The sequence below is a fragment of the Flavobacterium xueshanense genome (assembly GCF_900112975.1).
Classification (GTDB): Bacteria; Bacteroidota; Bacteroidia; order Flavobacteriales; family Flavobacteriaceae; genus Flavobacterium; species Flavobacterium xueshanense.
Genome location: NZ_FONQ01000006.1, coordinates 20,281 through 46,935, shown reverse-complemented (window position 1 = coordinate 46,935; position 26,655 = coordinate 20,281). Strand labels below are relative to the sequence as shown.

The following is a 26,655-nucleotide window of genomic DNA, read 5'->3' as shown; positions in this document are numbered from 1 at the left end:
TGCGACTGTGACTGAAAACTAAATCCGATGGCTAAAATAGTTCCTTTTAAAGCAGTTCGTCCCACTCGTGATAAAGTTTGTCTTGTCACTTGTCGTTCTTATGAAGAATATGTAAATGCTGAATTAGCGGCACAATTGGATTTTAATCCGTTGTCCTTTTTACATATTCTAAAGCCTGCATATACCAATCCTGAAACCGTTTCTTTTGAAAAAAGATACCGACAAGTACATCAAAAATACGAGGATTTCAAAAATGAACTTATTTTAATAAAAGACAATAAACCCGCAATTTATATTCATAAGATTGTTACCAAAACACACTCTTTCACTGGAATTATCGTAGGTACAAGTGTAGTTGACTATTGCAACAATATCATTAAAAAACACGAAGATATTATTGCTTTCAGAGTTCGATTATTAAAAGAATATATGAAATATTCAGAGTTCAATACCGAACCTGTTTTAATGACCTACCCAGATAATAAAACGATTGAAAATTGGATTTTTGATTGTACCCAAAAATTAGCTGATTTTGAATTTTCAACGACGAAAAAAGAAATTCATTATATGTGGAAAATTGAAGACGCATTAGAAATCAATTGGTTGCAAAATATATTTGAAAAGACAGATAATCTTTATATCGCTGACGGTCACCATCGCACCGAAGCACTGAAGTTATTATCTGAGGAAAATGATGATCCAGGGAATACAGCAAAAAATCACATCCTGAGCTATTTAATTTCCGAAAATAATGTCAAAATATACGAATTCAATCGTTTAGTAAAAGATTTAAACGGTTTATCAAAAGAAGATTTTATCAAAGAATTAGAAAAGGATTTTATTCTTGAAAATAAATTTCAGCAACCTTTTCACCCTTCCCAAAAGCATCATTTCGGAATGTATCTGGACAATGAGTTTTACAGTTTAATTTTACGAAAAGAAAATGAAATTTTCTTAACTGCTTTGGATACTTTAGACACACAAATTTTATACAAAAAAGTGTTGCTGCCTATTCTTGCCATTGAAGATTTACGAAATGACGAACGAATCGAATATCTTTCAGGAAAACAATCTATTTTAGAAATAAAAAATAAAATTGATCAAGGAGAATTTGAAATCGGTTTTATATTATTCCCTTCGAACATTGGAGAAATAAAAGCATTAGCCGATGCCAATCTAATTATGCCCCCAAAAAGCACGTATATTGAACCTAAATTCCGAAGCGGATTGGTCGTGTATGAACTTTAGATTTCAATAACCTTATAAAAATCATACTATTAAAATGGCAATAGCAACAAATTTACTCCAAATAAAATCCACTTTACCAAAACATGTAACCTTAGTTGCGGTTTCAAAAACCAAACCTGTTTCGGATTTAATGGAAGCCTATGAAGCTGGTCAGCGCATTTTTGGAGAAAATAAAATTCAGGAAATGGCCGAGAAATGGGACCAAATTCCAAAAGACATTCAATGGCACATGATAGGTCACGTTCAGACAAATAAAGTCAAATTTATGGCACCGTTTGTGAGCTTGATTCACGGTGTGGATAGTTTGAAATTACTTGAGGAAATCAATAAACAAGGTAAAAAAAACAACAGAATCATCGATTGTTTATTACAAATACATATTGCCGAAGAAGAAACTAAATTTGGTCTTGACGAGGAAGAACTCGCTTCCCTTGTATCATCAAACGAAATTCAGGAACTGAAGAATATTAGAATTGTTGGATTAATGGGAATGGCTACTTTCACAGATAATAAAGAACAAGTCAAAAAAGAATTTACTCATTTAAAATCTATTTTTGATCAATTCAAAATTAATAATTCACAATTCACCATTCTTTCGATGGGAATGTCCGGCGATTATCAACTCGCAATTGAATGCGGAAGCACAATGGTTCGAATAGGAAGTAGTATCTTTGGAGGACGAAATTAGCTATAACGAAATTCAATTTCAATAAAAATGCAAATAAACGAACCTAATTTTGAAAAAATATACAGTTTTGAAGACCGTTTAGTTCGATTTGCAGGTGAATGTATTTTCTTTGTTAGAAAATTAGAAAAGTCTTATGAAATTGAATATTACAAAAACCAACTGATAAGATCATCCGGAAGTTCTTCACTGAATTACGGAGAGGCTCAAGGAACAATAACAAGTAGAGATTTTATATTTAAAGTTTCTCTTTCCGTTAAGGAACTCAAAGAGTCCAGAAATTCATTAAAAGTTCTTGATTATATAAAAACAGGAGATTTAGAAGAAAGAAAGTGGCTTTTGACAGAAGTTGAAGAACTTATAGCTATCGCTTCAAAAATGATTAACAATAAAAAATAATTCATTAACAATTACAATGGCAATTACAATATTTTTTCAATAGCAATTACAATAGCAATTACAATATTCAATTTTTTAGATTTTTAAAATTGATATTTGATTTTAAAATTGACTCTGTTATTGTAATTGATTTTTGAAATTGACATTGCTATTGATTTTTGAAATTGACATTGAAAATGTACGCAATACTAGACATAGAAACCACTGGAGGACAATTTAACGAAGAAGGAATCACTGAAATCGCCATTTATAAATTTGATGGTCACGAAATAGTAGATCAATTCATCAGTTTGGTAAATCCGGAAATCCCAATTCAGCCATTTGTTGTAAAACTGACCGGAATCAACAATGCCATGTTGCAATCTGCTCCCAAGTTTTTCGAAGTAGCAAAACGCATCATCGAAATGACAAATGATTGTGTCATTGTGGCTCATAATGCCTCTTTTGACTACAGAATCCTACGAACTGAATTCCGACGATTAGGGTATGATTTTGAAGCCAAAACAATTTGCACAGTCGAATTATCAAAAAAATTATTACCGGAACAGCCATCCCACAGTTTGGGGAAACTCGTTCGTGCTCTTGGAATCCCAATGGCAGATCGCCACAGAGCAAGCGGTGATGCTTTGGCGACTGTGAAATTATTTAAAATCCTTTTAGAAAAAGATTTAGAAAAAGAAATCGTAAAGGATTTTATAAAACTGGAAATCGAAAAAGGAATTGCGCCAAAATTACTAGATATTGTTGCCGGCTTACCCTCTAAAACAGGAGTATATTATATTCACAACGAAAAAGGGAACTTGGTTTACATTGGCAAAAGCCGAAATATAAAAAAACGCATCAACCAGCATTTTACAGGAACTTCCACTAAATGTAAAAAGATTCAAGCCGAAGTTTTTACGGTAACGTATGATGAAACCGGAAGTGAATTGATTGCATTATTGAAAGAAAGTGAAGAAATAAAAATTAATAAGCCCATCTACAACAGAGCACAGCGAAAAAGTATCTTTCAATTGGCTTTGTATGCGGAAAAAGATGAAAAGGGATACATTAATTTGAAACTTCAAAAAACAGATGGCCGAAAAAAAGAAATCACCTCTTTTACTTCCATTCAAGAAGGAAAAAATGCGTTGTTCAGAATCACTTCCCATTACAATTTATGTCAAAAACTTAGCGGTTTGTATCATTCCAAAACAAACTGTTTTCAATACAGTATAAAAGAGTGTGACGGTGCTTGTATTGGCGAGGTTTCACCCGAAGAATACAATGCCAGAGTACAAAATTTTATAGAGAAAAATACATTCCAAAATCAAAATATGGTTTTGATTGATAAAGGAAGAACCATCAGCGAACGTTCAGCAGTTTTGATAGAAAACGGGATTTATAAAGGTTATGCTTTCTATGATTTAAACTATCAAATTAACAATATCGAAATATTGAGGAACATCATTATTCCGATGCAAAATAACCGTGACGCCAAAAATATTATTCAAGGACACATCCGAAAAAATCAAACGTTAAAGACTGTAAAATTCTAAACGCATGCCAATTCCTAAATAAATATGCAAAGAATAAAGTCAAAATTCGACGCTTTCAGGCAAAGGACAAAAGTCGTAATTTACGGAACCAACACAGCTTCCGGACGATTATTTGATCTCGTTCTTTTAGGCGTAATTTTGATAAGTGTCGTAATCGTGATGTTTGAAACTGTAAAAGATTTTGATACAAAATACCACAAAGAACTTATTATTTTGGAGTGGGTTATTACAATATTCTTCACTTTAGAATACCTACTCCGCATTATTTCTCTCAAAAAACCACTCAAATTCATCTTTAGTTTCTATGGAATTATTGATTTGATAGCGACTTTACCCATCTATTTCTCGTTGTTCTTTGTTGGAACCAGTATTTTAACAGTCGTCAGAGCACTCCGATTATTGTGTTTATTTAAAATTTTAAATCATCCTGAGTTCTCCAGGCAGTCCACACATTTAAAAGAAGCGTTGATTGCCAGTAGAGGAAAAATACTGATTTTTATCTATTTTATTCTCATCAGCAGTATCATAATCGGTTCCGTAATGTATGTCGTCAAAGGAGAAGAAGGAGGATTCACTAGTATTCCAATCAGTATTTATTGGACTATAGTCACGCACACAACAGTAGGCTACGGAGATATTTCGCCCATTACGCCATTGGGACAAGCCATCGCGTCGGTAATAATGATTATGGGTTACGGAATAATAGCCGTTCTTACAGGAATTGTTTCGGTTGAATTTGCAAACAGTAACCGTAAAAAATCAAGGGCAGAAAAATTAATTCATGCACTGTTTGCGGAACCGAAGGCCACGAATTTAATGCCAAATACTGTTTCCATTGCGGAGCAGAACTATAATTTATTAATTTGAAGCAATTCCAGCTGTACACTGCAACTCCTCGTTATTTCAGTTGTTTTTCTAAGGCATAAAAGGAGCTTCCTACAGTCGCTCTTTTACACCAAGAAAAACTAACTTTCATAACTGCGGGGTTTCCGTTTCCATCTGGGCTAAAAAATATGAAATACCTAATCACTATCATCGGACCTACAGCTATAGGAAAAACTTCCTTAAGCATTATTTTAGCAAACTACTTCAATTGTGAAATCATTTCCTGTGACAGCAGACAGTTTTTCAAGGAAATGACCATTGGAACAGCAGTTCCCAATGAATCAGAATTAGCTGCAGCAAATCACCATTTCATCCAAAACAAATCGATTTCCGAGAATTATACCGTTGGGAATTTCGAAAAAGAAGCGATTGCAAAACTGGACGAACTATTTTTGACCAATGATTACGCGATTCTGGTGGGTGGTTCCGGATTATACGTAGATGCAATTCTAAAAGGTTTTGATGAATTTCCCGAAATAGATGCTGGAGTACGCACTGAAATAAACAAAAACTCTGAAAAACTGGGAATTGGATATTTGCAACAAAAACTCGAAATTTTAGATCCCGATTATTACAAAACTTTGACTGCTGAGAATCCTCAAACATTGCAAAACCCGCAACGAATGATGCGTTTTGTAGAAGTATGCCTGGGTTCTGGAAAACCGTATTCATCTTTTTTAAACCAGAAAAAAAATAGTAGAAAGTTCACTCCTATTTTAATTGGTCTGGAAGCGGACAGAAAGATAATTTACAACCGAATCAATCAACGTGTTGACATTATGATGAACGAAGGTCTTCTGGCTGAAGCAAAAACGTTATTTCCGAACAAAGAACTCAATGCGCTACAAACAGTTGGTTACAGAGAGTTATTCAGGTATTTTGACAGAGAAATTTCATTGGAATTTGCCATTGAAGAAATAAAGAAAAACACAAGACGATTTTCAAAACGCCAATTGACTTGGTTCAAAAGAAATGAAAATACAAAATGGTTTGATTTCGAAACTCCGTATGAAACTATTGTGGATTACATCAATTCGAAAAAATAAAACTAAAGAATCCAAATTAACAATTTATAATTCATAATTCTCTCCATGCCTATCTCTCCAAACTTCACCTCCATTCTCAGCAAAGACTGGGAAATCAATTTTACGCAGTGTGCGCCAAATGGATTTTTAAAATACACTGATTTGTGTAATATTTTACAATTAACAGCAGCAGCACATTCCGAAGTTGGCGGAATCAGTTTTACGGACATGCAGGAATTTGACCAAGCTTGGGTTTTAAGCCGAATGCGAGTTGAAATCACAAAATTACCAAAATGGGGAGATACCGTAACTGTGAAAACATGGATTAATTCTTTGGAAAATTCTCGATCCGTACGTGCGTTGGAAATGCATGTAAATGGAGAAAAAATTGTAGGTTCTGAGACTTTTTGGGCGGTATTTAATACTAAAAAGCGTCGGCCCGAAGGATTGGCATTGCCGTTCGAACATTTTGAGCTTTATCCTGAAAAAAGAGCTACTATTGATGGTTTTTCTAAAATTAATATCAATAATGAGAAAGAAATAGTTTTCGAAAAAAATGTCTTTTTATCTGATTTAGACATTGTAAACCATGTAAACAATGTCAAATATTTGGAATGGTGTTTGGATTTAGTCGATGAGAAATTAATTCTGAATCAACATATCGAAAGCTTTGAAATGAATTTCTTAAAAGAATTATCACTAAAAGATAAAGTCATCATTCACGAAAGCATCTTCGAAAAAGAGACTACTTTTACTATTACAAAAGAGGACAAGACAAGTTTTGCTTTGCAATTGAACTGGAAATAAAATATGTCTTTATGTTCCAAAAAAAGCCTCAATTTCTTGAGGCTTGTATCTATTTATTCTGCTACTTTATTCTTAACCACTAATCTAAATCCTTCTCCGTGGATGTTTAAAATTTCTACATCTTCGTCCAGTTTCAAATACTTTCTCAGCTTAGCGATGTACACGTCCATACTTCTTGAAGTAAAATAGTTATCATCCCTCCAGATTTTTGTCAAGGCTAATTCTCTTGGCATCAAATCATTTTCATAAAGAATTAACATTTTCAGTAATTCATTCTCTTTTGGAGACAATTTTATTGGTTCTTCATTATTAAATGTTAGAAAACGAAGCTTTGAATTCAAATGAAATTTACCAATATTGAATTCAAATTGTACTTGCTCAGCTTTAGTATCAGATGATTTTCTTTGAATTATGGCTTTTATTTTCATCAACAATACTTCCGAATCAAAAGGTTTATTCAAGTAATCATCAGCACCTGCTTTATAACCTTTCAACACATCTTCTTTCATCGATTTTGCTGTCAAGAAAATGATTGGCACTTCATTGTTTTTTTCTCTGATTTCTTTAGCTAATGTATATCCATCTTTGTATGGCATCATCACATCAAGAATACATAAATCAAAAGTATCTTTCTTGAATTTTTCAAATCCTTCCATTCCATTTTTCGCCAAAGTGACATCAAAATCATTTAGCATTAAATAATCTTTTAAAACTGCACCAAAATTAAGGTCATCTTCGACTAGAAGTATTTTTTTATTTACATTTTCCATATTCTAATTTATTAATGGTAATTTTATTATGAAGGTACTCCCTTTTCCCTTTTCACTTTCTACATAAACTTGACCATTATGGTCGTCAACAATTCTTTTTACATACGATAAACCTAAACCATGTCCTTTGACATTGTGAATATCGCCAGTATGTTCTCTGTAAAATTTTTCAAAAATTCTTTTTTGAGCAATCTTACTCATTCCCAAACCTTTATCTTTTACTTTAATAATAATCATGTCCTTGATATTTTCAGTAAAAATCTCAATTTCAGGAACGTTTGGCGAATATTTAATAGCATTCTCCAGAATATTTACAATTACATTGGTAAAATGAACATCATTAATCAAAACTGTCGTTCTTACAGCATCAAAATGACTTTTAATTGTACCCTCTCTATCTTCCAGAATCAAATTCACGTGCTCAATTGCGTCGTTTATTATGTCATGGATATTATGTGATTCTTTGATGATATTTAATTCTTTCTTTTCTAATTTAGAGATGCGCAGTACATTTTCTACTTGTGCATGCATCCGCTTGTTTTCATCTTTTATCATCTGCAGATATCGCAATACCTTTTCTCTGTCATCAATTATTTTTGGATTTCTGATGGCATCCAAAGCTAAATTAATTGTAGCAATAGGAGTTTTGAACTCGTGTGTCATGTTATTGATAAAATCATTCTTGATTTCAGAAATCTGACGTTGACGTATTAATTGATTTAAAGCGCTTGAATACGCAATTAAAATAATTAATGTAAAAATTATTGAAAGAACCGTTATACTTACCAATTCAGATAATAAAAATTTCTTTTTGTGGGGAAAAGTAACTAACAATTGGTACTTACTGTTCCCTTCATTATCAGTAAATACCGGAGTGGAGTACGTTGCTTCTTTGTTATATTTAAATTCGTTCGATTTTACATTAGTGGCCAAATTATTATTGTAAATACTAAATTCAAATTTCGTATTTACACCAGATTCCTCTAATTCTTTTTTGATGAGTTTATTCAACGTCTCTTTTGAAACTCTTTCCTGAATTGGTAAAACAGAAGCAAAATCTTTATAAAATATTTCAAATGAAGCATTATCTAAAACATCTAAATTACCGGTTTTTTCAATCCTGATATCTGGTATTAAACTTTGTGTTACGTTGGATTTATCAATAGAATTATTGTTGTAAACTTCTGTAACACGCTTAGAATTAAAGCTCTTAAACTTTTCACTATCAAATTTTTTATCAAAGAACGTAGGTGAAATATTGTAATCTTCAGAAATTATACTATTTGAATATATAATTGTTTTATTGGTTCTTGGATTTTTTTGAACGTAATAAAATTCCAATATATCATCCTTTTTTGGTACTTTTCCTGTACTGTCACGATAGTGATTTATTTTATCATAAAAGTTATACGCTTCCTGTTTTTGAATCTTATCAGCCACACTGCCAATAACTTGCTTAACATGAAATTTAAATTGCTCGTCATTGTTTTTAAATGAAGTATTAAACCAATACACCTGAACTAGAATAATCCCAATTAGGGACAAGCTCATTAATAAAACAAGTACTCTAAAAAAAAGTTTATTCATCAAAACAAATTTAGTATTTTAACAATATATTAAATAATAGATTAACCAAACATTAACACCTATGAATGTTTTTGTTTAATCTTTAAAATTTTAAGAATTCGATACACTTCCAGTTTTGCATTTTCAAGTGAAATATTTTCGATAACAAAATCACTTTTAGAGATTCGTTTTTCATCTGTCCACTGTGCATTTATCCTTTTTAAAACAAGTTCACGAGTGGTTTTATCACGTTCGATAACCCGCTGAATCCTTTTATCTACTGGAGCTGTGACAGTTATAATAAAATCGCAGTTTTTATAACCTCCACTTTCAAATAAAATAGCAGCTTCATAAATTACATAATGAATTTTTTTATACTGCAAAAGCCAGTGTTCAAAATGCTTTTTTACGGCAGGGTGAACAATATTGTTAAGTAATTCTAATTTTTCCGGTTCATTAAATACGATTTTGGCCAGTTTCTCTCTATTCAATATTCCGCTTTCAAAAATTGCTTCGCCAAATGTATTTTTTATCGCAGCAATAATTTCCGAAGATCGCATAATTTTCCTCGCTTCATCGTCAGCAATATAAACTGGAATCCCAAAGGATTGAAAATAATTTGCAATCGTAGTTTTTCCGCTTCCGATACCGCCAGTTAAACCAATAATTTTTGTCATGTTACACTTTAAAAAATAATTCGGGAAAAGCTTCTTGGGGTTTTTGTTTCAAAATAATTACCATATAATACGATTTTATAAAGCCTAAACCGTATCCGTAAAACTGTTTCCAAACCGCTATTATTGATAAGTAGCCTATTTTAACACTTCTATTTTGGTAAGAAGACACCAAAAACAGTACGAAAAAGTAAAAAAAATACAACTGAAGTAGGTAATCAAAATTAAAAATGAACAACAATACAACGGAAGTAAAAAATCCAATGATAAAAACGGAAGGAAAGAAAAAAGTCAGTTTATTATATTTTGGATACCAACTGTTCAGAATCGGTCTTGCTTTTCCAAATTTATTAACCTGAATAGAAAACTTTTTCCAATCAATTCTTCTCTTATGATACACGTAAGCATTAGGAAACAGTTTGGTTTCAAAACCCAAATTCCACAAACGAATTGACAAATCAGGATCTTCCCCCGGATGGATATTTCCAAAACCTTTTGATGCTTCAAAAGCTTTTCTGGATAATCCCATATTAAAACTTCTGGGCTGAAATTTATCAATTTTCTCCGAACCACCTCTAATTCCACCTGTAGTCAGAAACGAAGTCATTGCAAAATTGATCGCTTTTTGAATATCCGAAAAACTATCTAATGCTTTATCAGGTCCTCCAAAACAATCCACATAATTTTGTTTTAAAGCTTTATCAACTTCTGATAAATATTGTGTTGGAATAATACAATCCGAATCGAAAATGATAAAATAATTTCCTCTGGCTTTCTGCATTCCGTAATTTCTGGAATCGCCAGGTCCTGAATTTTTCTTATAATAATATGAAATATTTAATGTGTCACCATATTTTTGAGCAACATCTTTACAAACTAAAGTAGACCCATCTTCTACTAAAACAATTTCAAATATTTCAGGATACGTTGAATGCGATAAACTTTCTAAAAGCTCATCAACTTCGTCAGGACGATTATAAACAGGTATAATTAGGGAAAAAAACATAAATATAATGTGTATTTTTAGACTTAAAAAATTTTAACAAATGTAATCTTTATCCATAAAAAAACCATCAACTATTAATTGATGGTTTTATAAATTTTAAATTCAGTAATTTGATTAGTCAATACTTTCGATGTTTACCACTTCGTTTGCATCTGCTTTATAATCTACTCCTGCTACGTCAAAGCCAAATAGATTGTAGAAATCTTTTCTATATCCTTCTAAATCTCCAATTTCAGCTAAGTTTTCAGTTACAGCTTCAATCCATAATTTAGCTACTTTTTCCTGAACATCCGGGCGCATTTCTAAATCGTCAATACGTATTCTTCCTTTCTCATCAACTGGAACTTCATTTCCGGTATACAATCTTATTTGATACAAACGTTGAATTTGTTCGATACAACCTTCATGAATTCCTTCTTCTTTCATTATTTTATACAATAATGAAATATACAATGGAATAACCGGAATGGCTGAACTTGCTTGTGTAACCAATGCTTTATTTACAGAAACAAATGCTTTTCCGTCAATAGCAGCTAAACTTTCCGTGATAGCAAATGCAGTCGCTTCGAGATGATCTTTGGCACGACCAATAGTTCCTTTTCTATACACTGCCTCAGTCAATGATGGTCCAATATAAGAATAAGCAACCGTTGTAGCTCCTGCAGCAAGAAGATTTTCTGCTTTTAAAGCATCAATCCACATCGCCCAATCTTCACCGCCCATAACGGCAACTGTGTTTTCAATATCGTCACCACTGCATGGTTCGATTGAGATTTCAGAAACTTTACCTGAGTGAAAATCAACCGTTTTATTGGTATACGTCCCACCGATAGGTTTCAATACTGAACGATGCAAAACACCAGTAACCGGATGCATTCGAACCGGAGAAGCTAAACTATAGATAACTAAGTCTACTTGCCCCAAATCAGCTTTTATAAGATCTAATGTTTGTTGTTTTATTTCATTTGAAAACGCATCACCATTAACACTTTTTGCATACAAACCTGCTTTATGTGCCTCTGTTTCAAAAGCTGCAGAATTATACCAACCTGGAGAAGCTGTTTTTCCTTCAGAAGGAGCTTTTTCAAAAAACACACCAATAGTTGCTGCATCAGAACCGAAAGCACTTGTAATTCTGGAAGCCAAACCAAAACCGGTTGAAGCACCAATTACTAATACTTTTTTTGCACCTTCAATTGCGCCTTTTGATTGTATATATTCTATTTGATTTTTAACATTTTGCTCGCATCCTTTTGGGTGTGATGTCGTACAAATAAATCCTCTCATTCTTGGTTCAATAATCATAACTATCTTTTGTTTCCGTTTTTATATTGTTAGACTTTCCTATTCTTTAATTCAAAAAAAATATAAATACCTTATTTTATTATTTTATTAATATTTTCCCTAACCGTGATAATATCTATTTTCTTGTTTTCACATTTCACGTTTTCTACTTGATAACTGGTTAAAAATTCATTAAAATCCTTACAGTCTTTTAAAACATTAAACTCTTTTTTATTGATATCAAATACAATTCCTTTCAGTCTATTCATTGAAGAACCAATCACACCTCCTATAGCTCCACCACTTCCATAGGCCAATCCTTTTGACCATCCATTAGCAAGCTCTGCCTCTAAATATAGAAACTTTCCGGCTTGTAATACCCTGTGATACGAATTTGGATTATCTCCTTCTTCACTCTTATCACCTTTCACTGCATATTTTCGAAAATTTTTTTGTTGTACATAAAGATTTCCATTGAGTGAAACAGCAAAAACTCCGGTCAATTTAGTTTGATCAGCAATAGTGTACAGAAAAACATGATCAACAATAGAATTTTTATGTATTAATTTTTTTTCTAACCCTACAATTGTTCTGCGTTCAACTGGATTAATTTTGGTAGTTTTTTTATTAATGAAGTCTTCTAAAGTAACATAAAATCCCTCTGAATAATCACTAACCGAATACATATAATTATTGGCTGGAATAGAACCAACTGTATGGTTCGGATCTAACGCTTGCCCAAAAGAGGTATTAAAAAAAGAAATACTAATTACACTCAATATTCCGATCGATTTTTTGAAATACATATTTTATTTTTTAAATAAATAACTTTAATTAAATTCGCGTTAATTTCTTAGAGACAAATATATAGTAAAATATTAGTTGAGCAAGGCTTTGGCATGATTTAAGGCCGAATCAGAAACAACAGTTCCTGATAACATTTGCGCGATTTCAACAATTCTTTCATCGTCATTCAAAAGCTTCAATTCCGATTGCGTATCCTCGCCAACGGTCGATTTAAATACTTTAAAATGTGCATTTCCTTTTGCCGCAATTTGGGGTAAATGCGTAATTGCAAAAATTTGCATTTTTTGGCTCATTTCTTTCATAATTTCCCCCATTCTAATAGCTATTTCTCCAGAAACACCAGTGTCAATTTCATCAAAGATCAATGTTGGTAATTTTGAATATTGTGCCAATATCGCTTTTACCGCAAGCATAATTCTTGACATTTCCCCGCCGGAAGCTACTTTTTTCAATAAACCAAAATCAGTTCCTTTATTGGCAGAAAACAAAAACTGAAGCTCATCTTTTCCGTTTTGGAAATAGGTTTCCGTCGTATTAATATCAATATTGAAACGAACATTTGGCATTCCCAAAGTTGCTAAAATAGTAATCAATTTTTGAGATAAAACTGGAATCGAAACCAATCTATTATTATGAATTGTTGTCGAAAAAGCATCCAATTCAACTGTTTTTTGTTTAATAGAAAACGTCAATGCAGTTATCTCTTCTTCCATATTGCCTAACTCCAAAACTGAATTTTCTAGATTCGCCTGAATTTGAAGCAATTCATCCACAGATGAAACCTGATGTTTCTTTTGCAAAGTGAAGATTACCTGAAGCTTTTGACTTATTAAATCCAGTTGTTCCGGATCATTTATCAGTTTTTCTGAACAGCGAATCATTTCATCCGAAATATCATCAAACTCAATTGTCAAGCTTGTAATCCTCTCTAGCAGAGAATAATATTCAGTTGAAAAAGAAGCTATTTTTTGTAATGAAACCTTGATTTCATTCAAATTATGCAGTACACCAATTTGTTCTTCATTGGCAACAGCCAAAGATCTATCGATAGAATCTTTTATAATCTCAACATTATTCAATTTTTCAAAATCAGCCTCAAGAGATTCTTGTTCACCTGATTTTAATTGTGCTGCTATTAATTCATCCAATAAAAAAGTATTGTATTCTTGCTCTTTTTTAGATTCGCTTTGTCTTTTCAGCAGTGAATTTAATTTGGATTTATCCGATTTATAGCTTTTTAAAAGCGTTTGATATTCCAGAATTATTTCTTTATTATTAGCAATTGCATCAATAATTTCGAACTGCACATTCTCATCCGAAAGTTTCTGAGTTTGCTGCTGCGAATGAATATCAATCAAGAACAAGCTCAGTTCCTGTAATTCCTGCAGATTTACGGGACTATCATTGATAAAAGCTCTTGATTTTCCGGAAGGAAGAATTTCACGTCTGATTATAGTATCATTTTCATAATCTAAATCATTGGCCTTAAAAAAAGGAAGTAAATTATACTTAGAAATTTCAAAATGAGCTTCAATTATACACTTTTCTTCTTTATTTTTTAAAGAAGTCAAGTCGGCTCTTTTTCCTAAAACCAATCCTAATGCTCCTAAAATTATTGATTTACCCGCACCGGTTTCTCCGGTAATTGTTGAAAAACCTTTTGAAAAATCGATAGTCAATTTTTCTATTAAAGCATAGTTTTTTATCGAAAGTGACGTTATCATTTAATATATTGTGTTTTAGGAAGAAGTAAAATTAAACTAAAATTGAAGACCAATTAATATTTAATTGCTACCCATTTGCTTGAGTTTAAAGGAGAAATTTTGTTCAGATTGTCAACTAAATCTGATATGGTAATACTGGGTCCACCAGAAAATATAGAAACGACTTCATCTGATTTAGCATCAAAAAAGACACGTGTTAAAAAGGCATTCGGTCTTAACAGGTTTAATTTTGCTAAATTAATCAACGATCCTTTTATTTTTTCTTTCGAAGCTTTTAAATCCTGACTCATCAAATCTAATCCAGTATGATAATCGTACATGGTTTGTCTGACTGGTTTGAAAGTTGGAGATAAAATATCGTTTATCAAAAAGTAACGATTTTGGTTTCCATCAGCTTGGCCCCAGCCTTTGGAACCGCCTAGCTGCGCCACATTTGAAATATTTTGAGCAATCTCAAAATTAGGGGTTCCAGATTCAGCCACAAATGTATCGGCATCCATTGCTAAAATTACATAACTGTAAAAAGCTAGGACTGAAACTAAATTAGAATCGAACGTAGTGGGATTGAATACTAGATTTTCAAACTCTGTATATCTAAAATTAAAGTCTTTGTCATTATAATTTAATACAGGCGAAGAATAAAAAGAATTAAATACTGGTCTGGAAGATTGTACTTGAATTGTTGCTGTAAATTGATCCGAACTGTTACCAGAAACAGTAATATACATCGAACAATTAATTTTTTCACTTTGCTTTACAGCTTGACCCGTCCAATCTGTTTTATTTAAAAACTCGCCTATGGACGTTTCTAAGGTTTTAAAAACTTGTTGATTGGTGACGCTTAACCTTTTTGAATCTACGGTAACCACACAATTTAGTTGTTGGGCTTGGGCAAAACCAACAATAAAAAGCAGCAAAAAGGTAACTATTTTATTCATCTGTAGATTTTTATTATTTTGCTTTTATCTAAATCAAAACTATTATTAGCTTGCACGTATTGCTTGTTATCGTTGAATTCCTAAATGCGTTATTACTTTGTTTAGGATATCATCTGCCACTGCTTCTTTTGATTTTAATTCCATAGGTTCAATATTGAAATATTTATCAATAAAAGTTACCTTATTCGTTAGCTTACCAAAACCGGCACCTTGATCTTGTAATGAATTTAAAACTATCAAATCTAAGTTTTTTTTCTGAATTTTCAGCTTTGCATTTTCAATTTCATTTTCTGTTTCTAAAGCAAAACCAATCAGAAACTGATTTTTCTTTTTAGCACCCAAAGAAGCTAAAATATCTTTCGTTTTTTCAAGTTCAATTGTAAAATTATCCGCTACTTTTTTGATTTTTTGTTGAGCAACATTCTGAGGTTTATAATCTGCGACGGCTGCAGCTGCAATTGCAACATCTACGTCAGCAAAGAACTGATGACAAGCAATGTACATTTCTTCGGCAGAAACTACTAAAATAACATCGATTAATGGATTTGAAACTTTAAAATTTGTAGGTCCCGAAACCAAAATCACCGAAGCACCTAAATTCGCAGCGCTTAAGGCAATATCAAAACCCATTTTACCCGAAGAATGATTGCCTATGAAGCGTACAGGATCTATTGCTTCATAAGTGGGACCAGCAGTAATTAATATTTTTTTCCCTTTAAGTGGCAATTTGCTGTTTAAATCGGCTTCAATAAAAGCTACAATATTTTCAGGTTCCGCCATTCTTCCTTCACCGGATAATCCGCTTGCTAATTCACCGCTTTCAGCAGGAATTATAACATTGCCAAATCGAGTTAAAGAAGAGAAATTAGCTACCGTTGAGGGATGTTTGTACATGTCTAAATCCATTGCAGGAGCAAAATACACCGGACATTTTGCAGATAAATAAGCTGCAATCAAAAGATTATCACAAGTCCCATTTGTCATTTTAGACAATGTATTTGCTGTTGCAGGCGCAATTACCATCAAATCAGCCCAAAGTGCTAATTCAACATGATTGTTCCATTTTTCATTGTCGTCGTCTTGATTGTAAAAACTGGAGTGAACAGGATTTTTTGATAACGTGGATAAAGTAAGAGGAGTTACAAAATCCTTAGAAGCAGGTGTCATTATCACTTGGACATGTGCACCTGCTTTTATGAAAAGTCGTACTAATGATGCTGTTTTATAGGCTGCAATTCCACCAGAAACTCCAAGTAGAATTTTCTTACCGCTTAAAACTGACATCGTACTATTATTTATTTGAATCTCTGTGGTAGATTTTACCATCTAACCATTCTTGAACTGCTAAAGCGTGTGGCTTAGGTAATTTTTCGTAAAATTTTGAAACCTCAATTTGTTCTTTGTTTTCAAAAACTTCTTCAAGACTGTCATTATATGTAGCAAATTCTTCCAATTTCTCTGTCAATTCTTTTTTAATTTCAGAGTTGATTTGGTTTGCTCTTTTAGCCATAATGGTTATCGCTTCATACACATTACCAGTAGGTTCTTCAATAACATTTTTGTTGTATGTTATTGTATTTACTGGAGCATTCGTCTTTTTTAAATCCATGACTTTATTTATTTAGTAAATTTTTGTAAATCTTTTTCTATTCGAACTAACATTTCGTTAGCTACTTTTTTGTATTTCGTTTCTGCATTAAATTTTATCAAATTTGATTGCGCAACTTTGGCAACATTCAATCGCTCTTCCATTTTTGCAGGAACACTATTAATGGCCAATTGATATGCAGAATCTAACTTGTAATACAATGCATCTTCTTTGTAAGGCGTTCCAGGATAATCAGCAACAAAATTATCTAAAGCCACGATAGCAGATTTAAAATCTGAAATTGTATTGTATCCTTTAGCATTTTCAAATACTTTTTTCTCAATTTTCTCACTTAATACTTTCACAGCAGTATTTGCTTCAGTAATGTATTGTGAGTTTGGATAATTGTCTATAAAAGACTGCAGTTTATCTAGCGCTTTATTGGTTTCCGTTTGATCTAAACTGTAAACTGGTGACAACATTGAATAACTTTTTGCACCTAAATAAGCAGCTTCTTCTAATTTTTCACTTTTAGGGTAACCCGAAACAAAACTTTCAAATTGGTATCCGGCTAAATAGTATTGTTTTGTTTTGTAATACGATTGCGAGAACATATAAAACAGTTTTTCAGCTTGAGGTTTTCCTCTGTAAGCCGGAGCAATTTGTTCAAAAATACGAATCGCTTTCGAATATTTTCCTGCATCATATAACTGAGTCGCCATTTCAAACTTGACAGCAACATCTTCGGTTTTTAATGCTTTTTGGTACTCGTTACAAGAACTGAAAACAGCAACAAGAAGCAATAGAGATATTATTTTTTTCATTTTTTTACTTTTTTCATGATTTGCAAGTTGAAACAACCCACAAAACCATACCGAAGTTTCGGTGGCAAATTTAGTTATTAATTCAGCGACTTCAAAATAAATTTTTTGTTTATAAAAAGAACGATTTTTTACCCTTTTCTATTCACTTTTTTTACAAATTTATCAATTCTGTTTGCTAACGTATCATCGACATTCACCAATGGCAAACGCACTGTATTTTCAGAAATTCCCAGTGACAGAAACACTTGTTTGATTCCAGCTGGATTTCCTTGCTCAAAAATCATATCGATACACTCCGCTAAAAGGTATTGCGTTTTGAATGCTTCATCTACTTTGCGATTCAAACCCAACCGAATCATTTCAGAAAATTCTTTCGGAAAACCTTGACCAATTACAGATATTACGCCTGATCCGCCTGCTAAAACCATCGGTAAAGCAATCATATCATCACCGGAGATTACCAGAAAATTTTTCGGTTTGTCTTTTAATAATTGCATCGCCTGAACAATATCTCCTGCCGCTTCTTTTATAGCTACAACATTTTCGAAATCATTAGCCAAACGCAAAACAGTTGAAGGCAACATATTGCTTGCCGTTCTTCCTGGAACATTATATAAAATTACCGGGATTGGAGAAGCTTCAGCAACGGCTTTAAAATGTTGGTAAATCCCTTCCTGCGTTGGTTTATTATAATATGGAGAAACAGAAAGTATAGCCGTAAACGCTGACAAATCTCTGGTTTTTAACTCATCAACAACTTTTGCTGTATTATTTCCTCCCACTCCCAAAACTAATGGCAAAGCACCATTATTAGCTTCGATTACGGTACGTATAACTAATTCTTTTTCGTCTTGAGACAAAGTTGCATTTTCTGCCGTAGTTCCCAAAATGACAAGATATTCAATTCCTCCATCGATAGAAAAATTTACAATTCTTTTTAATGCTTCGGTATCAATTGAAAAATCTTGTTTAAACGGAGTTACAAGAGCAACTCCGGTTCCTATTAATGATTGCATATTATATTTATATTTTGTTTAATAATTTTAAATATTTAAATAACTCTTTTACAAAAACGGCGTCATTATTGATTTCCGTTTTGATTATAAAATGATTTAATCTTTTGTCTATTGATGAAAAGCCAACTTTAAATTGTGCTTTAGAATCATGCGTAATTTGCATTAAAATTGCTTTCTCGATGTCATAAAAATTGATTAACAAATCAAACTTTTCATTGCTGAACTCATTAATCTCGTGACCTCTAATTTCTCCATTCCATTTTAGTTGCGCTCCACTAAATGTGGGATATTTCAATCCTTCTTTTTTCTTAACAGCATCACAATAAACGATTGTTTTTATATTTTTCTCTAAAATTCCGTTTGCTATTAACTCTGCAATCAATAATTCGGTTGCTGCAAAATCAGTTACATCTACCAGCAAACCAACGGTTTGTACAATAACTGATGAGTGATTCATTTTTGAATCTTGCAAGCTATTTTTTAATGTTTTTTTTATTAAAAAATTCTTTATATAATTCAAAAACATATTACTTTTACTTGGTTACAAAATTAATTAATTAAGTTGCATTTAAAATGGTAAATCTAAAAAAGTATAACGACGTTTCTAAACTTTTTGTTATATTCTTAACATTTTTTTTTGTTGCCTCTTGCAGCAAGCAAAATTACGTCACAAAAATAGAAGGAAAACGAATTCCTATTACTGAAAAGGAAAATCACGTTCCTGCAATTGAAAATTTCATAAAACCGTATCGGGAACATATTAACAAAGATTTAGACAGCGTGCTGGCTTATTGTCCGGAAACATTGGATAAAAGCGCTGGTAAATGGCAAAGTACAATTGGTAATTTGATGGCTGATGTTACTTTAATGAGAGGAAATATCGTATTTCAAGCCAGAGAAAAAAAGAATATTGATGTTTGTTTGCTTAACAGCGGAGGGATTCGTTCCATACTTCCAAAAGGAAATGTAACAGCCAGAACAGCTTTTGAAATTATGCCTTTTGAAAACAGTTTGGTTGTGATTGCATTAAAAGGAGAACAAATTCTTGAAATGATCGACTTTTTTATTGCTGAAAAGAAACCACACCCATTAGCCGGAGTAACTTTTACAATTGATAAAAATAATTTTGCCAAAAATATTTTAGTTCAAGGGAAACCTGTTCAAAAAGAGACCATTTATTATGTGGGAACCAATGATTATTTATCTGGTGGTGGAGACAACATGAATTTCTTCAAAAAAGGTGTTCAGAAATTTGATTTAGAATACAAATTACGAAATATTCTTATTGATTATTTTAAAGAAGTTGACACCATTCCTGTGATAAAAGATGTTAGAATTACGGTTGAATAAAAATAAGTATTCAGAGTTCAGTCGCATTATTCAGTTTTAAATAACCGAAAGTAATTTTGAAAATATAAAGCCTTAGCCCCGATTGAAGCGGCATCCCACGCTTTTTCGCGTGGATACAGCGTAGAGCGGGAAATAGCTCCAAAAAAATATAAAATGAAAAGAAGAGAATTTATTGAGAAAACAGCTGCCGGTTCGGCTTTATTGAGTTTAGGTGTGTCATTGAGCAGTTTTGAGACCTCTAAAACCAGACAATTGACAGTTTTACACACTAATGATGTTCACAGTTATATTGATCCATTTCCTGCGGATCATCCTAGAAATGCAAATATGGGTGGCGTGGCACGAAGAGCCGCTTTGATTGAAACGATCAGAAAAGAAAATCCAAATGTATTGTTGCTCGATGCAGGTGATATTTTTCAGGGAACGCCTTATTTTAATTATTACGGTGGAGAATTAGAGTTCAAGTTGATGAGTATGATGCAATATGATGCATCTACCATAGGAAATCATGATTTTGATAATGGTGTGGAAGGTTTACTTGCGCAGATGCCCCACGCTAAATTTCAATTCCTGTCCGCCAATTACGATTTTAAAAATACTGTGATGGATGGTTATGTAAAGCCATATAAAATATTCAATAAAAACGGAATAAAAGTGGGTGTTTTTGGGCTTGGAATCGAGCTTGCAGGATTGGTTGACAAAGGGATGTACAAGGAAACCGTGTATAATAATCCTGTCGAGACTGCTCAAGATATAGTTCGGATTTTAAAAAAAGAAAAGCAATGTGATATCGTGATTTGTTTGTCGCATTTAGGATACAAATACAGAGACGAGCCAAATAAGATTTGTGATTTAAAATTAGCCGAACTGACTCAGGATATTGACTTAATCATTGGTGGTCATACTCATACTTTTCTGGACAAACCTACAGTTGCAAAGAATCTTGTGGGCAAAGAAGTTTTAGTAAATCAGGTAGGTTGTTACGGTATTAACTTAGGAAGAATAGATTTTTATGTAGATAATAATAAATCAAAAGCTTTTGAAGGAAAATCGATTATAGTGTAGCTGTAACCGATTTTATTATTAGCAATAAACTTCAATAGTTTATTCGTTATCTTCATTTACATCTGCTTTCAATCTTTCGGTATCAATGACAAATTTATAAAAAGCATAATAACTCGTTACATACAAAATCATTCCCAATGGTCTAAAGTACGTTGGAGGCAAATTAGGCAGAAAACATTTCTCAATAAATACAATAAAATACAGCGCTATAGATAATACTCCAAAGATTGACAGCCAAGGTGTATTTTTAGTTTCATTCATAAAATAATTAGACAAAACAACTCCTCCAAGAATGGATACCAAAATATTTTGGATTACTAAAGGATAATAACTCTCCTTTGGAATTTCATCCGAAATAGAAAGCAAATAAGAAAAAATAAAAATAAAAGGAATTACTGCTATTAGTATGGGCAAAAAATCTTTGACCTTATTCAACTTTATAATATATAATATAAGTAAAATACGATGGATTACAATTCCGGCTAATCCAACTATTAAAAAAGGTAATGATTCCGAAATAATAAATATACTGGTAAGCAACAAAAAGAAGATAGATATAAAGAAAAACACATTTCTTTCCTTAGAGGTAATCCAATACAGATACATTAACAATAATGCTATCAATGGTCGAAATGCAAATAAAATTATTTTGAAAGAAAATAATTCTGCAAGAACTTCAATAATTGTAAAAGAAAAAATTAAACCAACGATTGCGTTTCCCTGTGAAAAATTATAATTTTTAGTCAGTAGCTGCATTAGTTTTATTAATTAAATTGATAAAATCATCTTCGGAAATTATCGAAACATTTAGTTTATTGGCTTTGTCTAATTTAGCGGGTCCCATATTATCCCCAGCTATAACATAATCCGTTTTTGCCGAAATGGAACTTCCCACTTTTCCTCCATTATCTTCAATTGCTTTTTTCAAATCGTCCCTAGAAAATTTCTCAAAGACACCCGAAACTACAAACGTTTTACCGGAAAGTTTATCTGTAGCATTTGGATTTATCTTTTCAATAATTTCAAATTGTAATCCATATTTTTTAAGTCTTTCAATGATAATACTATTTTCCTGATTATCAAAAAAATCTAGTACACTTTGCGCAATTCGTTCACCAATTTCATCCACTAAAATCAAATCCATCAAAGTAGCCTGACGCAATGCATCGATACTTTTATAATGTTTAGCCAATTTTTTCGCTACTGTTTCTCCAACGAAGCGTATTCCAAGTGCAAATAAAACCCGTTCAAAAGAAATATTCTTTGAATTCGCTACACCATTCACCAAATTTTCTGCAGATTTTTGAGCCATTCGCTCCAAAGGGCGAATTTGCTCAACTGTTAATTCATACAAATCGGCATAATTATGAACCAACCCGTTATTGAATAACAAGGCTACCGTTTCACCTCCAAGACCTTCAATATCCATTGCTTTCCTTGAAATAAAATGTTGGATTCTCCCAATAATTTGCGGCGGACAGCCATAAAAATTAGGACAATAATGGTTGGCTTCTCCTTCGCTTCTCACCAATTCAGTATTGCATTCCGGACAATGTGTGATGTATTTTGTAGGCTCTGAATTATCAAGACGCTTAATCAAATCAACAGCAATAATTTTAGGAATAATCTCCCCTCCTTTTTCTACAAAAACAGTGTCACCTACACGAATATCTAACTTTTCTATTTGATCTGCATTGTGTAAAGAAGCACGTTTTACAACAGTTCCTGCCAATTGCACTGGCTCTAAATTAGCTACTGGAGTTATAGAACCTGTTCGTCCTACCTGATATGAAATAGAATTCAATTTTGTCGAAACCTGTTCTGATTTAAATTTATAGGCAATTGCCCAACGAGGTGATTTTGCAGTAAAACCCAATTCATCCTGATAGTGAAAAGAATTTACTTTTACCACTACACCATCGGTTTCATAAGGAAGATTATGCCTGTGACTGTCCCAATAATCAATGTATTGAAAAACTTCATCCAAATTACGCGCCAGTTTAGCTTCTTTAGGCGCTTTAAATCCCCATTGTCTGGCAGTTTCTAAACCTTCAAATTGCGATTTAAAAGGCAGATTATTTCCAATTAAAAAATACAACAAACAATCCAATGGTCGTTTTGCAACTTCCGCGCTGTCCTGTAATTTTAAACTTCCAGAAGCAGTATTTCTCGGATTTGAGTAAGGTGTTTCACCTATTTCAATTAATTCCTGGTTCATTTTTTCGAAACCTGCAAAAGGCAGAATTATTTCGCCACGAATATCAAATTTAGAAGGGAAATTCCCTTTTAATTTTAACGGAATTGATTTTATGGTTTTGATATTATTAGTCACATCGTCGCCTTGAAAACCATCACCTCGAGTTACGGCACGTTTTAGAATTCCGTTTTCGTAAGTTATACTGATAGAAGCACCATCGTATTTTAATTCACAAGTATATTCTAATGGAACTTCTCCAAGAACTTTTTGAATGCGTTTCTCCCATTCGATTAATTCTTCCTTGGAATACGAATTATCAAGAGAATACATTCGGTGTTCATGCGGTACAGTCTGGAAGTTTTTCGTTATCGTTCCTCCTACACGCTGGGTCGGTGAACTTTCGTCAAAATACTCCGGATATTGACTTTCAAGCTCTTGAAGTTGCTTTAATTTAAAATCAAATTCATAATCAGAAATTATAGGTTTATCTAACACATAGTAATTATAATTGTGTTGATTTAATTCCTCCCTTAATTTTTGAATCGTATTTTGAATATCCATAGAAAATAAAAATTGGCTGTTTTAGTTTTAAAAAAGTGTACTAAAATAACCAATTAAAAATAAATAGCAATACAATTACGATGCTATAATCGTATTTATTTGTTGGTATAAAAGACCATCACTCAAAAACGAACCTTGTTGTATTAATTCAAAAATGGAGGTGTTACGGTCTTCTGTAAACTCTTTTTTTCCAATTTTCATTTCAATAGTATCCGTAAACATATTATCGCTAAGCCATTGCAATCCTTCTTTAGTCAAAAAATCAACTTCAGGAATCAATGATTTCAAAACAATCGATTGAACATGGGTATCAAAACAATGAAAAAGGAAAATATGATTTTTAGAAAAATGTTCTAAATAGGTTGCTTTCGACAGAACACCTTCCCAAATTAAATCAGAAAAAACTTCGAGCTCTTGTTCGGCAACTTCTGGTTTTGAAGCTTTGATTGTATCCCATTCTGCTCTATCAATTGCTTGAGTTGCTAAAAAAGTACTGAATTCCTGATTCAATTCTTCAAATTGCTCTTTTGTTAATCTTGAGTATTTCATTTATGCTAAATTTATTTCATCATCTTAATTATTTAAGATGCTCTTTATTTATGAATTAAAGAATCTGAAACAGGTTCAGACTAAACAAAAAAAATCCCGACTTCCATCGAGATTTAATTATATAAATTTAAAAAATTTATGCTTTCTCAGCAACAACTTCGTAATCTAATTCAACAATAACATCTCTGTGTAAACGAACGCTGGCAGTATATTTACCAGTACGCTTAACGATTCCGCTTGTAATGAATTTTCTTTCGATTTGTTGTCCACCTTTGGCTAAAGCTTCAGCGATATCAATATTCGTGATTGAACCAAATAATTTTTCACCACCTGCTTTTGCAAAGATTTTAATTTCTATAGCTTTTAAAGCTTCAGCTAATGCTTTCGCATCTGCTACCACTTTAGCTTCTTTGTGCGCTCTTTGTTTTAGGTTTTCAGCTAATACTTTCTTTGCAGAAGAAGTTGCTAAATGTGCGTGACCTTGTGGTATCAAAAAGTTACGACCGTAACCATTTTTCACCGTTACAATATCATCTTTAAATCCTAAATTTTGAACGTCTTGTCTTAATATAAGTTCCATGTTGTTGTCCTTTGTTATAGAAGTTAGGTTTCATGTTTCAGAAAACCAACAACTGAGTTATTTTATTATTTTAGTAAATCAGCCACGTAAGGCATCAAAGCAATGTGACGCGCTCTTTTCACTGCAACTGACACTTTTCTTTGGTATTTCAATGAAGTTCCAGTCAAACGACGAGGAAGAATTTTTCCCTGCTCATTAACGAATTTCAATAAGAAATCAGCATCTTTATAATCAATATATTTGATACCTGATTTTTTGAAACGACAATACTTTTTAGTTTTGTTAGTTTCTATGTTCAAAGGCGTAAGATATCTGATATCTCCGTCTTTTTTTCCTGAAGCCGATTGTTGTAATGTTGCCATGATAATTAAGCTTTTGTAGATTTTAATTTAGTTCTTCTTCTTTCAGCCCAAGAAATAGCATGTTTATCAAGACTTACAGTCAAGAAACGCATTACTCTTTCATCACGTCTAAATTCAGTTTCAAAAGCAATAAGAACTTCTCCAGCTACTTTGAATTCGAATAAATGGTAAAAACCACTTTTTTTGTTTTGAATTTCGTACGCCATTTTTTTAAGGCCCCAGTCTTCTTTCGACACCATTTCTGCTCCTCTACTAGTAAGAAAATCTTCAAATTTGCTTACTGTTTCCTTTACCTGAACTTCAGATAAAACGGGATTTAAAATGAAAACAGTTTCATAATGATTCATAAATATATATTTATTTGTTATTTTGGGTGCAAAAGTAACCAATAATTCTTAATAAACAAGTCTTCTTTAGTTTTATTCGATGAATAGTAAAAAAATCGGCTCTATTAATTTTTTTTTAATAAAAAAGTAGTAGGTTTACGTAGCTAAATCTAAAATACAAAATTATGAAACTAAACTGTGTTGTGGTGGATGATAGTTCTATCCAGAGAATGATTATCGCTAAGTTAGTTAATAATCATCAGAATTTACATTTAATAGGTGATTTTTCTAATGCAATCGAAGCAAGAAGTTGTATGTCTATTCATAATGTGGATTTAATTTTTCTTGATATCGAGATGCCAGTAATTAACGGTTTTGATTTTTTAGATGGCTTAAAAGTAAAACCACAAATTATTTTTATCACTTCAAAGGCTGAATATGCAATGAAAGCTTTTGATTATGACGCCACTGATTACCTTCAGAAACCTATTGCAATCGATCGATTCAATGCTTCGGTCAAAAGAGCTATAGATTTTCATTTACTTAAAAAGGACAATAAAGAAGAAGAAGGAGAGCATATTTTCATTAAAAGTAATTTAAAAAAACTAAAAATCTTTACTTCTAAAATAAAATGGATTGAGGCGTTTGGTGATTATGTTAGAGTTGTCACCGAAGAAGACAGCAATTTAGTACTTTCTACAATGAAATCTTTTGAGAACGATTTATCAAAAGAAAAATTTGTAAGAGTGCACAAATCATATATTATCAATATTGATAAGGTAGAACGTTTCAACAGCAAATATGCTGAAATTGGAATGACAAAAATTCCTTTAAGTCGACATAAAAAAGAAGATTTAGTTCGAGCACTTTCATTTTCTTAA

At 32.3% G+C, this 26,655-nt stretch carries 29 protein-coding genes; 10 read left to right on the top strand and 19 right to left on the bottom strand.

The window, feature by feature from the left end; all coding sequences use genetic code 11:
• Positions 1-27 precede the first annotated feature (27 nt).
• The 7 genes from BMZ76_RS07535 to BMZ76_RS07505 all read left to right on the top strand — a co-directional run bounded on the left by BMZ76_RS07535 (position 28) and on the right by BMZ76_RS07505 (position 6,587).
• Positions 28-1,248: a DUF1015 domain-containing protein gene (locus BMZ76_RS07535; protein ID WP_091204571.1), complete on the top strand. Its 1,221-nt coding sequence runs from the start codon at positions 28-30 to the stop codon at positions 1,246-1,248.
• 34 nt (positions 1,249-1,282) lie between these two features.
• On the top strand, positions 1,283-1,936 hold the full coding sequence (locus tag BMZ76_RS07530; RefSeq protein WP_091204569.1) for a YggS family pyridoxal phosphate-dependent enzyme: 654 nt from the start codon (positions 1,283-1,285) through the stop codon (positions 1,934-1,936).
• A 27-nt stretch (positions 1,937-1,963) separates the two neighbouring features.
• Positions 1,964-2,332, top strand: coding sequence for a four helix bundle protein (locus BMZ76_RS07525; RefSeq protein ID WP_091204566.1), 369 nt, complete (start codon positions 1,964-1,966; stop codon positions 2,330-2,332).
• 176 nt (positions 2,333-2,508) lie between these two features.
• Positions 2,509-3,870 carry an exonuclease domain-containing protein gene (locus BMZ76_RS07520; RefSeq protein ID WP_091204564.1) on the top strand — a complete coding sequence of 454 codons (1,362 nt, stop codon included), beginning with the start codon at positions 2,509-2,511 and terminating at the stop codon, positions 3,868-3,870.
• A gap of 24 nt (positions 3,871-3,894) precedes the next feature.
• A complete protein-coding gene (locus BMZ76_RS07515) occupies positions 3,895-4,737 on the top strand; it encodes an ion transporter (RefSeq protein ID WP_449756540.1) in 843 nt (280 codons plus the stop codon).
• Positions 4,738-4,883: 146 nt separating this feature from the next.
• Positions 4,884-5,801, top strand: coding sequence for a tRNA (adenosine(37)-N6)-dimethylallyltransferase MiaA (gene miaA, locus BMZ76_RS07510; protein ID WP_091204561.1), 918 nt, complete (start codon positions 4,884-4,886; stop codon positions 5,799-5,801).
• A gap of 45 nt (positions 5,802-5,846) precedes the next feature.
• Complete coding sequence (locus tag BMZ76_RS07505) at positions 5,847-6,587, top strand: acyl-[acyl-carrier-protein] thioesterase (protein ID WP_091204559.1); 741 nt, start codon at positions 5,847-5,849, stop codon at positions 6,585-6,587.
• Positions 6,588-6,640: 53 nt separating this feature from the next.
• Here BMZ76_RS07505 and BMZ76_RS07500 read toward each other — a convergent pair whose 3' ends face one another.
• From BMZ76_RS07500 to BMZ76_RS07440, 13 genes are all read right to left on the bottom strand, one after another.
• Entirely contained in the window at positions 6,641-7,357 is a 717-nt protein-coding gene (locus BMZ76_RS07500) for a response regulator transcription factor (RefSeq protein ID WP_091204557.1), read from the bottom strand.
• Positions 7,358-7,360: 3 nt separating this feature from the next.
• Positions 7,361-8,944: a sensor histidine kinase gene (locus BMZ76_RS07495; protein ID WP_091204555.1), complete on the bottom strand. Its 1,584-nt coding sequence runs from the start codon at positions 8,942-8,944 to the stop codon at positions 7,361-7,363.
• A 59-nt stretch (positions 8,945-9,003) separates the two neighbouring features.
• Positions 9,004-9,600, bottom strand: a complete 597-nt coding sequence (coaE, locus tag BMZ76_RS07490; protein ID WP_091204553.1) for a dephospho-CoA kinase — start codon at positions 9,598-9,600, stop codon at positions 9,004-9,006.
• Position 9,601: 1 nt separating this feature from the next.
• Positions 9,602-10,603: a glycosyltransferase family 2 protein gene (locus BMZ76_RS07485; protein WP_091204551.1), complete on the bottom strand. Its 1,002-nt coding sequence runs from the start codon at positions 10,601-10,603 to the stop codon at positions 9,602-9,604.
• A gap of 114 nt (positions 10,604-10,717) precedes the next feature.
• Positions 10,718-11,908: an enoyl-ACP reductase FabV gene (gene fabV, locus BMZ76_RS07480; RefSeq protein WP_091204549.1), complete on the bottom strand. Its 1,191-nt coding sequence runs from the start codon at positions 11,906-11,908 to the stop codon at positions 10,718-10,720.
• 71 nt (positions 11,909-11,979) lie between these two features.
• Positions 11,980-12,693 carry a hypothetical protein gene (locus tag BMZ76_RS07475; protein WP_091204547.1) on the bottom strand — a complete coding sequence of 238 codons (714 nt, stop codon included), beginning with the start codon at positions 12,691-12,693 and terminating at the stop codon, positions 11,980-11,982.
• Between the two features lie 72 nt (positions 12,694-12,765).
• A complete protein-coding gene (recN, locus tag BMZ76_RS07470; protein WP_091204544.1) occupies positions 12,766-14,418 on the bottom strand; it encodes a DNA repair protein RecN in 1,653 nt (550 codons plus the stop codon).
• Positions 14,419-14,471: 53 nt separating this feature from the next.
• Complete coding sequence (gene porD, locus BMZ76_RS07465; RefSeq protein ID WP_091204541.1) at positions 14,472-15,356, bottom strand: type IX secretion system protein PorD; 885 nt, start codon at positions 15,354-15,356, stop codon at positions 14,472-14,474.
• 66 nt (positions 15,357-15,422) lie between these two features.
• Positions 15,423-16,640, bottom strand: a complete 1,218-nt coding sequence (gene coaBC / locus BMZ76_RS07460) for a bifunctional phosphopantothenoylcysteine decarboxylase/phosphopantothenate--cysteine ligase CoaBC (protein WP_091204715.1) — start codon at positions 16,638-16,640, stop codon at positions 15,423-15,425.
• Between the two features lie 7 nt (positions 16,641-16,647).
• Entirely contained in the window at positions 16,648-16,965 is a 318-nt protein-coding gene (locus tag BMZ76_RS07455) for a DNA-directed RNA polymerase subunit omega (protein ID WP_035671643.1), read from the bottom strand.
• 8 nt (positions 16,966-16,973) lie between these two features.
• A complete protein-coding gene (locus tag BMZ76_RS07450) occupies positions 16,974-17,768 on the bottom strand; it encodes an outer membrane protein assembly factor BamD (RefSeq protein WP_091204714.1) in 795 nt (264 codons plus the stop codon).
• A 128-nt stretch (positions 17,769-17,896) separates the two neighbouring features.
• Positions 17,897-18,784, bottom strand: a complete 888-nt coding sequence (gene dapA, locus BMZ76_RS07445; RefSeq protein ID WP_091204538.1) for a 4-hydroxy-tetrahydrodipicolinate synthase — start codon at positions 18,782-18,784, stop codon at positions 17,897-17,899.
• Positions 18,785-18,791: 7 nt separating this feature from the next.
• A complete protein-coding gene (locus BMZ76_RS07440) occupies positions 18,792-19,310 on the bottom strand; it encodes a DUF6913 domain-containing protein (RefSeq protein WP_091204535.1) in 519 nt (172 codons plus the stop codon).
• Between the two features lie 47 nt (positions 19,311-19,357).
• Between BMZ76_RS07440 and BMZ76_RS07435 the strand changes: the two genes are divergently transcribed.
• Together BMZ76_RS07435 and BMZ76_RS07430 are read left to right on the top strand one after the other, a co-directional pair.
• A complete protein-coding gene (locus BMZ76_RS07435; RefSeq protein ID WP_091204533.1) occupies positions 19,358-20,134 on the top strand; it encodes a 5'-nucleotidase C-terminal domain-containing protein in 777 nt (258 codons plus the stop codon).
• Between the two features lie 153 nt (positions 20,135-20,287).
• Positions 20,288-21,199 carry a bifunctional metallophosphatase/5'-nucleotidase gene (locus tag BMZ76_RS07430; protein ID WP_091204531.1) on the top strand — a complete coding sequence of 304 codons (912 nt, stop codon included), beginning with the start codon at positions 20,288-20,290 and terminating at the stop codon, positions 21,197-21,199.
• A 39-nt stretch (positions 21,200-21,238) separates the two neighbouring features.
• Here the strand turns inward: BMZ76_RS07430 and BMZ76_RS07425 are convergent, their stop codons facing one another.
• The 6 genes from BMZ76_RS07425 to rpsF all read right to left on the bottom strand — a co-directional run bounded on the left by BMZ76_RS07425 (position 21,239) and on the right by rpsF (position 25,795).
• Complete coding sequence (locus BMZ76_RS07425; protein ID WP_091204528.1) at positions 21,239-21,955, bottom strand: hypothetical protein; 717 nt, start codon at positions 21,953-21,955, stop codon at positions 21,239-21,241.
• Positions 21,939-23,957, bottom strand: coding sequence for an NAD-dependent DNA ligase LigA (gene ligA / locus BMZ76_RS07420; protein ID WP_091204525.1), 2,019 nt, complete (start codon positions 23,955-23,957; stop codon positions 21,939-21,941). The genes BMZ76_RS07425 and ligA overlap by 17 nt, the downstream gene beginning before the upstream one ends.
• A 75-nt stretch (positions 23,958-24,032) precedes the next feature.
• Positions 24,033-24,506 carry a DUF6495 family protein gene (locus tag BMZ76_RS07415; RefSeq protein WP_091204523.1) on the bottom strand — a complete coding sequence of 158 codons (474 nt, stop codon included), beginning with the start codon at positions 24,504-24,506 and terminating at the stop codon, positions 24,033-24,035.
• Between the two features lie 136 nt (positions 24,507-24,642).
• Positions 24,643-25,086 (bottom strand): 50S ribosomal protein L9, encoded by a 444-nt coding sequence (rplI, locus tag BMZ76_RS07410; RefSeq protein WP_091204520.1) that lies wholly within the window; start codon positions 25,084-25,086, stop codon positions 24,643-24,645.
• A gap of 65 nt (positions 25,087-25,151) precedes the next feature.
• The gene (gene rpsR / locus BMZ76_RS07405) at positions 25,152-25,448 is read right to left on the bottom strand and encodes a 30S ribosomal protein S18 (RefSeq protein ID WP_086454224.1); all 297 of its coding nucleotides are present in this window, start codon (positions 25,446-25,448) and stop codon (positions 25,152-25,154) included.
• A 5-nt stretch (positions 25,449-25,453) separates the two neighbouring features.
• A complete protein-coding gene (gene rpsF, locus BMZ76_RS07400) occupies positions 25,454-25,795 on the bottom strand; it encodes a 30S ribosomal protein S6 (RefSeq protein WP_035671622.1) in 342 nt (113 codons plus the stop codon).
• A gap of 164 nt (positions 25,796-25,959) precedes the next feature.
• Between rpsF and BMZ76_RS07395 the strand changes: the two genes are divergently transcribed.
• Positions 25,960-26,655, top strand: a complete 696-nt coding sequence (locus BMZ76_RS07395) for a LytR/AlgR family response regulator transcription factor (protein ID WP_091204518.1) — start codon at positions 25,960-25,962, stop codon at positions 26,653-26,655.

What these genes read in the sequence shown, in the direction of transcription:
- BMZ76_RS07500 (WP_091204557.1), bottom strand. Translation starts at nt 7,357, where the DNA reads ATGGAAAATGTAAATAAAAAAATACTTCTAGTCGAAGATGACCTTAAT.
- dapA (WP_091204538.1), bottom strand. Translation starts at nt 18,784, where the DNA reads ATGCAATCATTAATAGGAACCGGAGTTGCTCTTGTAACTCCGTTTAAA.
- BMZ76_RS07455 (WP_035671643.1), bottom strand. Translation starts at nt 16,965, where the DNA reads ATGGATTTAAAAAAGACGAATGCTCCAGTAAATACAATAACATACAAC.
- BMZ76_RS07435 (WP_091204533.1), top strand. Translation starts at nt 19,358, where the DNA reads ATGGTAAATCTAAAAAAGTATAACGACGTTTCTAAACTTTTTGTTATA.
- BMZ76_RS07535 (WP_091204571.1), top strand. Translation starts at nt 28, where the DNA reads ATGGCTAAAATAGTTCCTTTTAAAGCAGTTCGTCCCACTCGTGATAAA.
- BMZ76_RS07450 (WP_091204714.1), bottom strand. Translation starts at nt 17,768, where the DNA reads ATGAAAAAAATAATATCTCTATTGCTTCTTGTTGCTGTTTTCAGTTCT.
- porD (WP_091204541.1), bottom strand. Translation starts at nt 15,356, where the DNA reads ATGAATAAAATAGTTACCTTTTTGCTGCTTTTTATTGTTGGTTTTGCC.
- rpsR (WP_086454224.1), bottom strand. Translation starts at nt 25,448, where the DNA reads ATGGCAACATTACAACAATCGGCTTCAGGAAAAAAAGACGGAGATATC.
- rpsF (WP_035671622.1), bottom strand. Translation starts at nt 25,795, where the DNA reads ATGAATCATTATGAAACTGTTTTCATTTTAAATCCCGTTTTATCTGAA.
- BMZ76_RS07440 (WP_091204535.1), bottom strand. Translation starts at nt 19,310, where the DNA reads ATGTTTTTGAATTATATAAAGAATTTTTTAATAAAAAAAACATTAAAA.
- rplI (WP_091204520.1), bottom strand. Translation starts at nt 25,086, where the DNA reads ATGGAACTTATATTAAGACAAGACGTTCAAAATTTAGGATTTAAAGAT.
- BMZ76_RS07425 (WP_091204528.1), bottom strand. Translation starts at nt 21,955, where the DNA reads ATGCAGCTACTGACTAAAAATTATAATTTTTCACAGGGAAACGCAATC.
- BMZ76_RS07505 (WP_091204559.1), top strand. Translation starts at nt 5,847, where the DNA reads ATGCCTATCTCTCCAAACTTCACCTCCATTCTCAGCAAAGACTGGGAA.
- recN (WP_091204544.1), bottom strand. Translation starts at nt 14,418, where the DNA reads ATGATAACGTCACTTTCGATAAAAAACTATGCTTTAATAGAAAAATTG.
- BMZ76_RS07430 (WP_091204531.1), top strand. Translation starts at nt 20,288, where the DNA reads ATGAAAAGAAGAGAATTTATTGAGAAAACAGCTGCCGGTTCGGCTTTA.
- BMZ76_RS07475 (WP_091204547.1), bottom strand. Translation starts at nt 12,693, where the DNA reads ATGTATTTCAAAAAATCGATCGGAATATTGAGTGTAATTAGTATTTCT.
- BMZ76_RS07485 (WP_091204551.1), bottom strand. Translation starts at nt 10,603, where the DNA reads ATGTTTTTTTCCCTAATTATACCTGTTTATAATCGTCCTGACGAAGTT.
- coaE (WP_091204553.1), bottom strand. Translation starts at nt 9,600, where the DNA reads ATGACAAAAATTATTGGTTTAACTGGCGGTATCGGAAGCGGAAAAACT.
- BMZ76_RS07515 (WP_449756540.1), top strand. Translation starts at nt 3,895, where the DNA reads ATGCAAAGAATAAAGTCAAAATTCGACGCTTTCAGGCAAAGGACAAAA.
- BMZ76_RS07415 (WP_091204523.1), bottom strand. Translation starts at nt 24,506, where the DNA reads ATGAAATACTCAAGATTAACAAAAGAGCAATTTGAAGAATTGAATCAG.
- BMZ76_RS07495 (WP_091204555.1), bottom strand. Translation starts at nt 8,944, where the DNA reads ATGAATAAACTTTTTTTTAGAGTACTTGTTTTATTAATGAGCTTGTCC.
- coaBC (WP_091204715.1), bottom strand. Translation starts at nt 16,640, where the DNA reads ATGTCAGTTTTAAGCGGTAAGAAAATTCTACTTGGAGTTTCTGGTGGA.
- miaA (WP_091204561.1), top strand. Translation starts at nt 4,884, where the DNA reads ATGAAATACCTAATCACTATCATCGGACCTACAGCTATAGGAAAAACT.
- BMZ76_RS07520 (WP_091204564.1), top strand. Translation starts at nt 2,509, where the DNA reads ATGTACGCAATACTAGACATAGAAACCACTGGAGGACAATTTAACGAA.
- BMZ76_RS07395 (WP_091204518.1), top strand. Translation starts at nt 25,960, where the DNA reads ATGAAACTAAACTGTGTTGTGGTGGATGATAGTTCTATCCAGAGAATG.
- BMZ76_RS07525 (WP_091204566.1), top strand. Translation starts at nt 1,964, where the DNA reads ATGCAAATAAACGAACCTAATTTTGAAAAAATATACAGTTTTGAAGAC.
- fabV (WP_091204549.1), bottom strand. Translation starts at nt 11,908, where the DNA reads ATGATTATTGAACCAAGAATGAGAGGATTTATTTGTACGACATCACAC.
- ligA (WP_091204525.1), bottom strand. Translation starts at nt 23,957, where the DNA reads ATGGATATTCAAAATACGATTCAAAAATTAAGGGAGGAATTAAATCAA.
- BMZ76_RS07530 (WP_091204569.1), top strand. Translation starts at nt 1,283, where the DNA reads ATGGCAATAGCAACAAATTTACTCCAAATAAAATCCACTTTACCAAAA.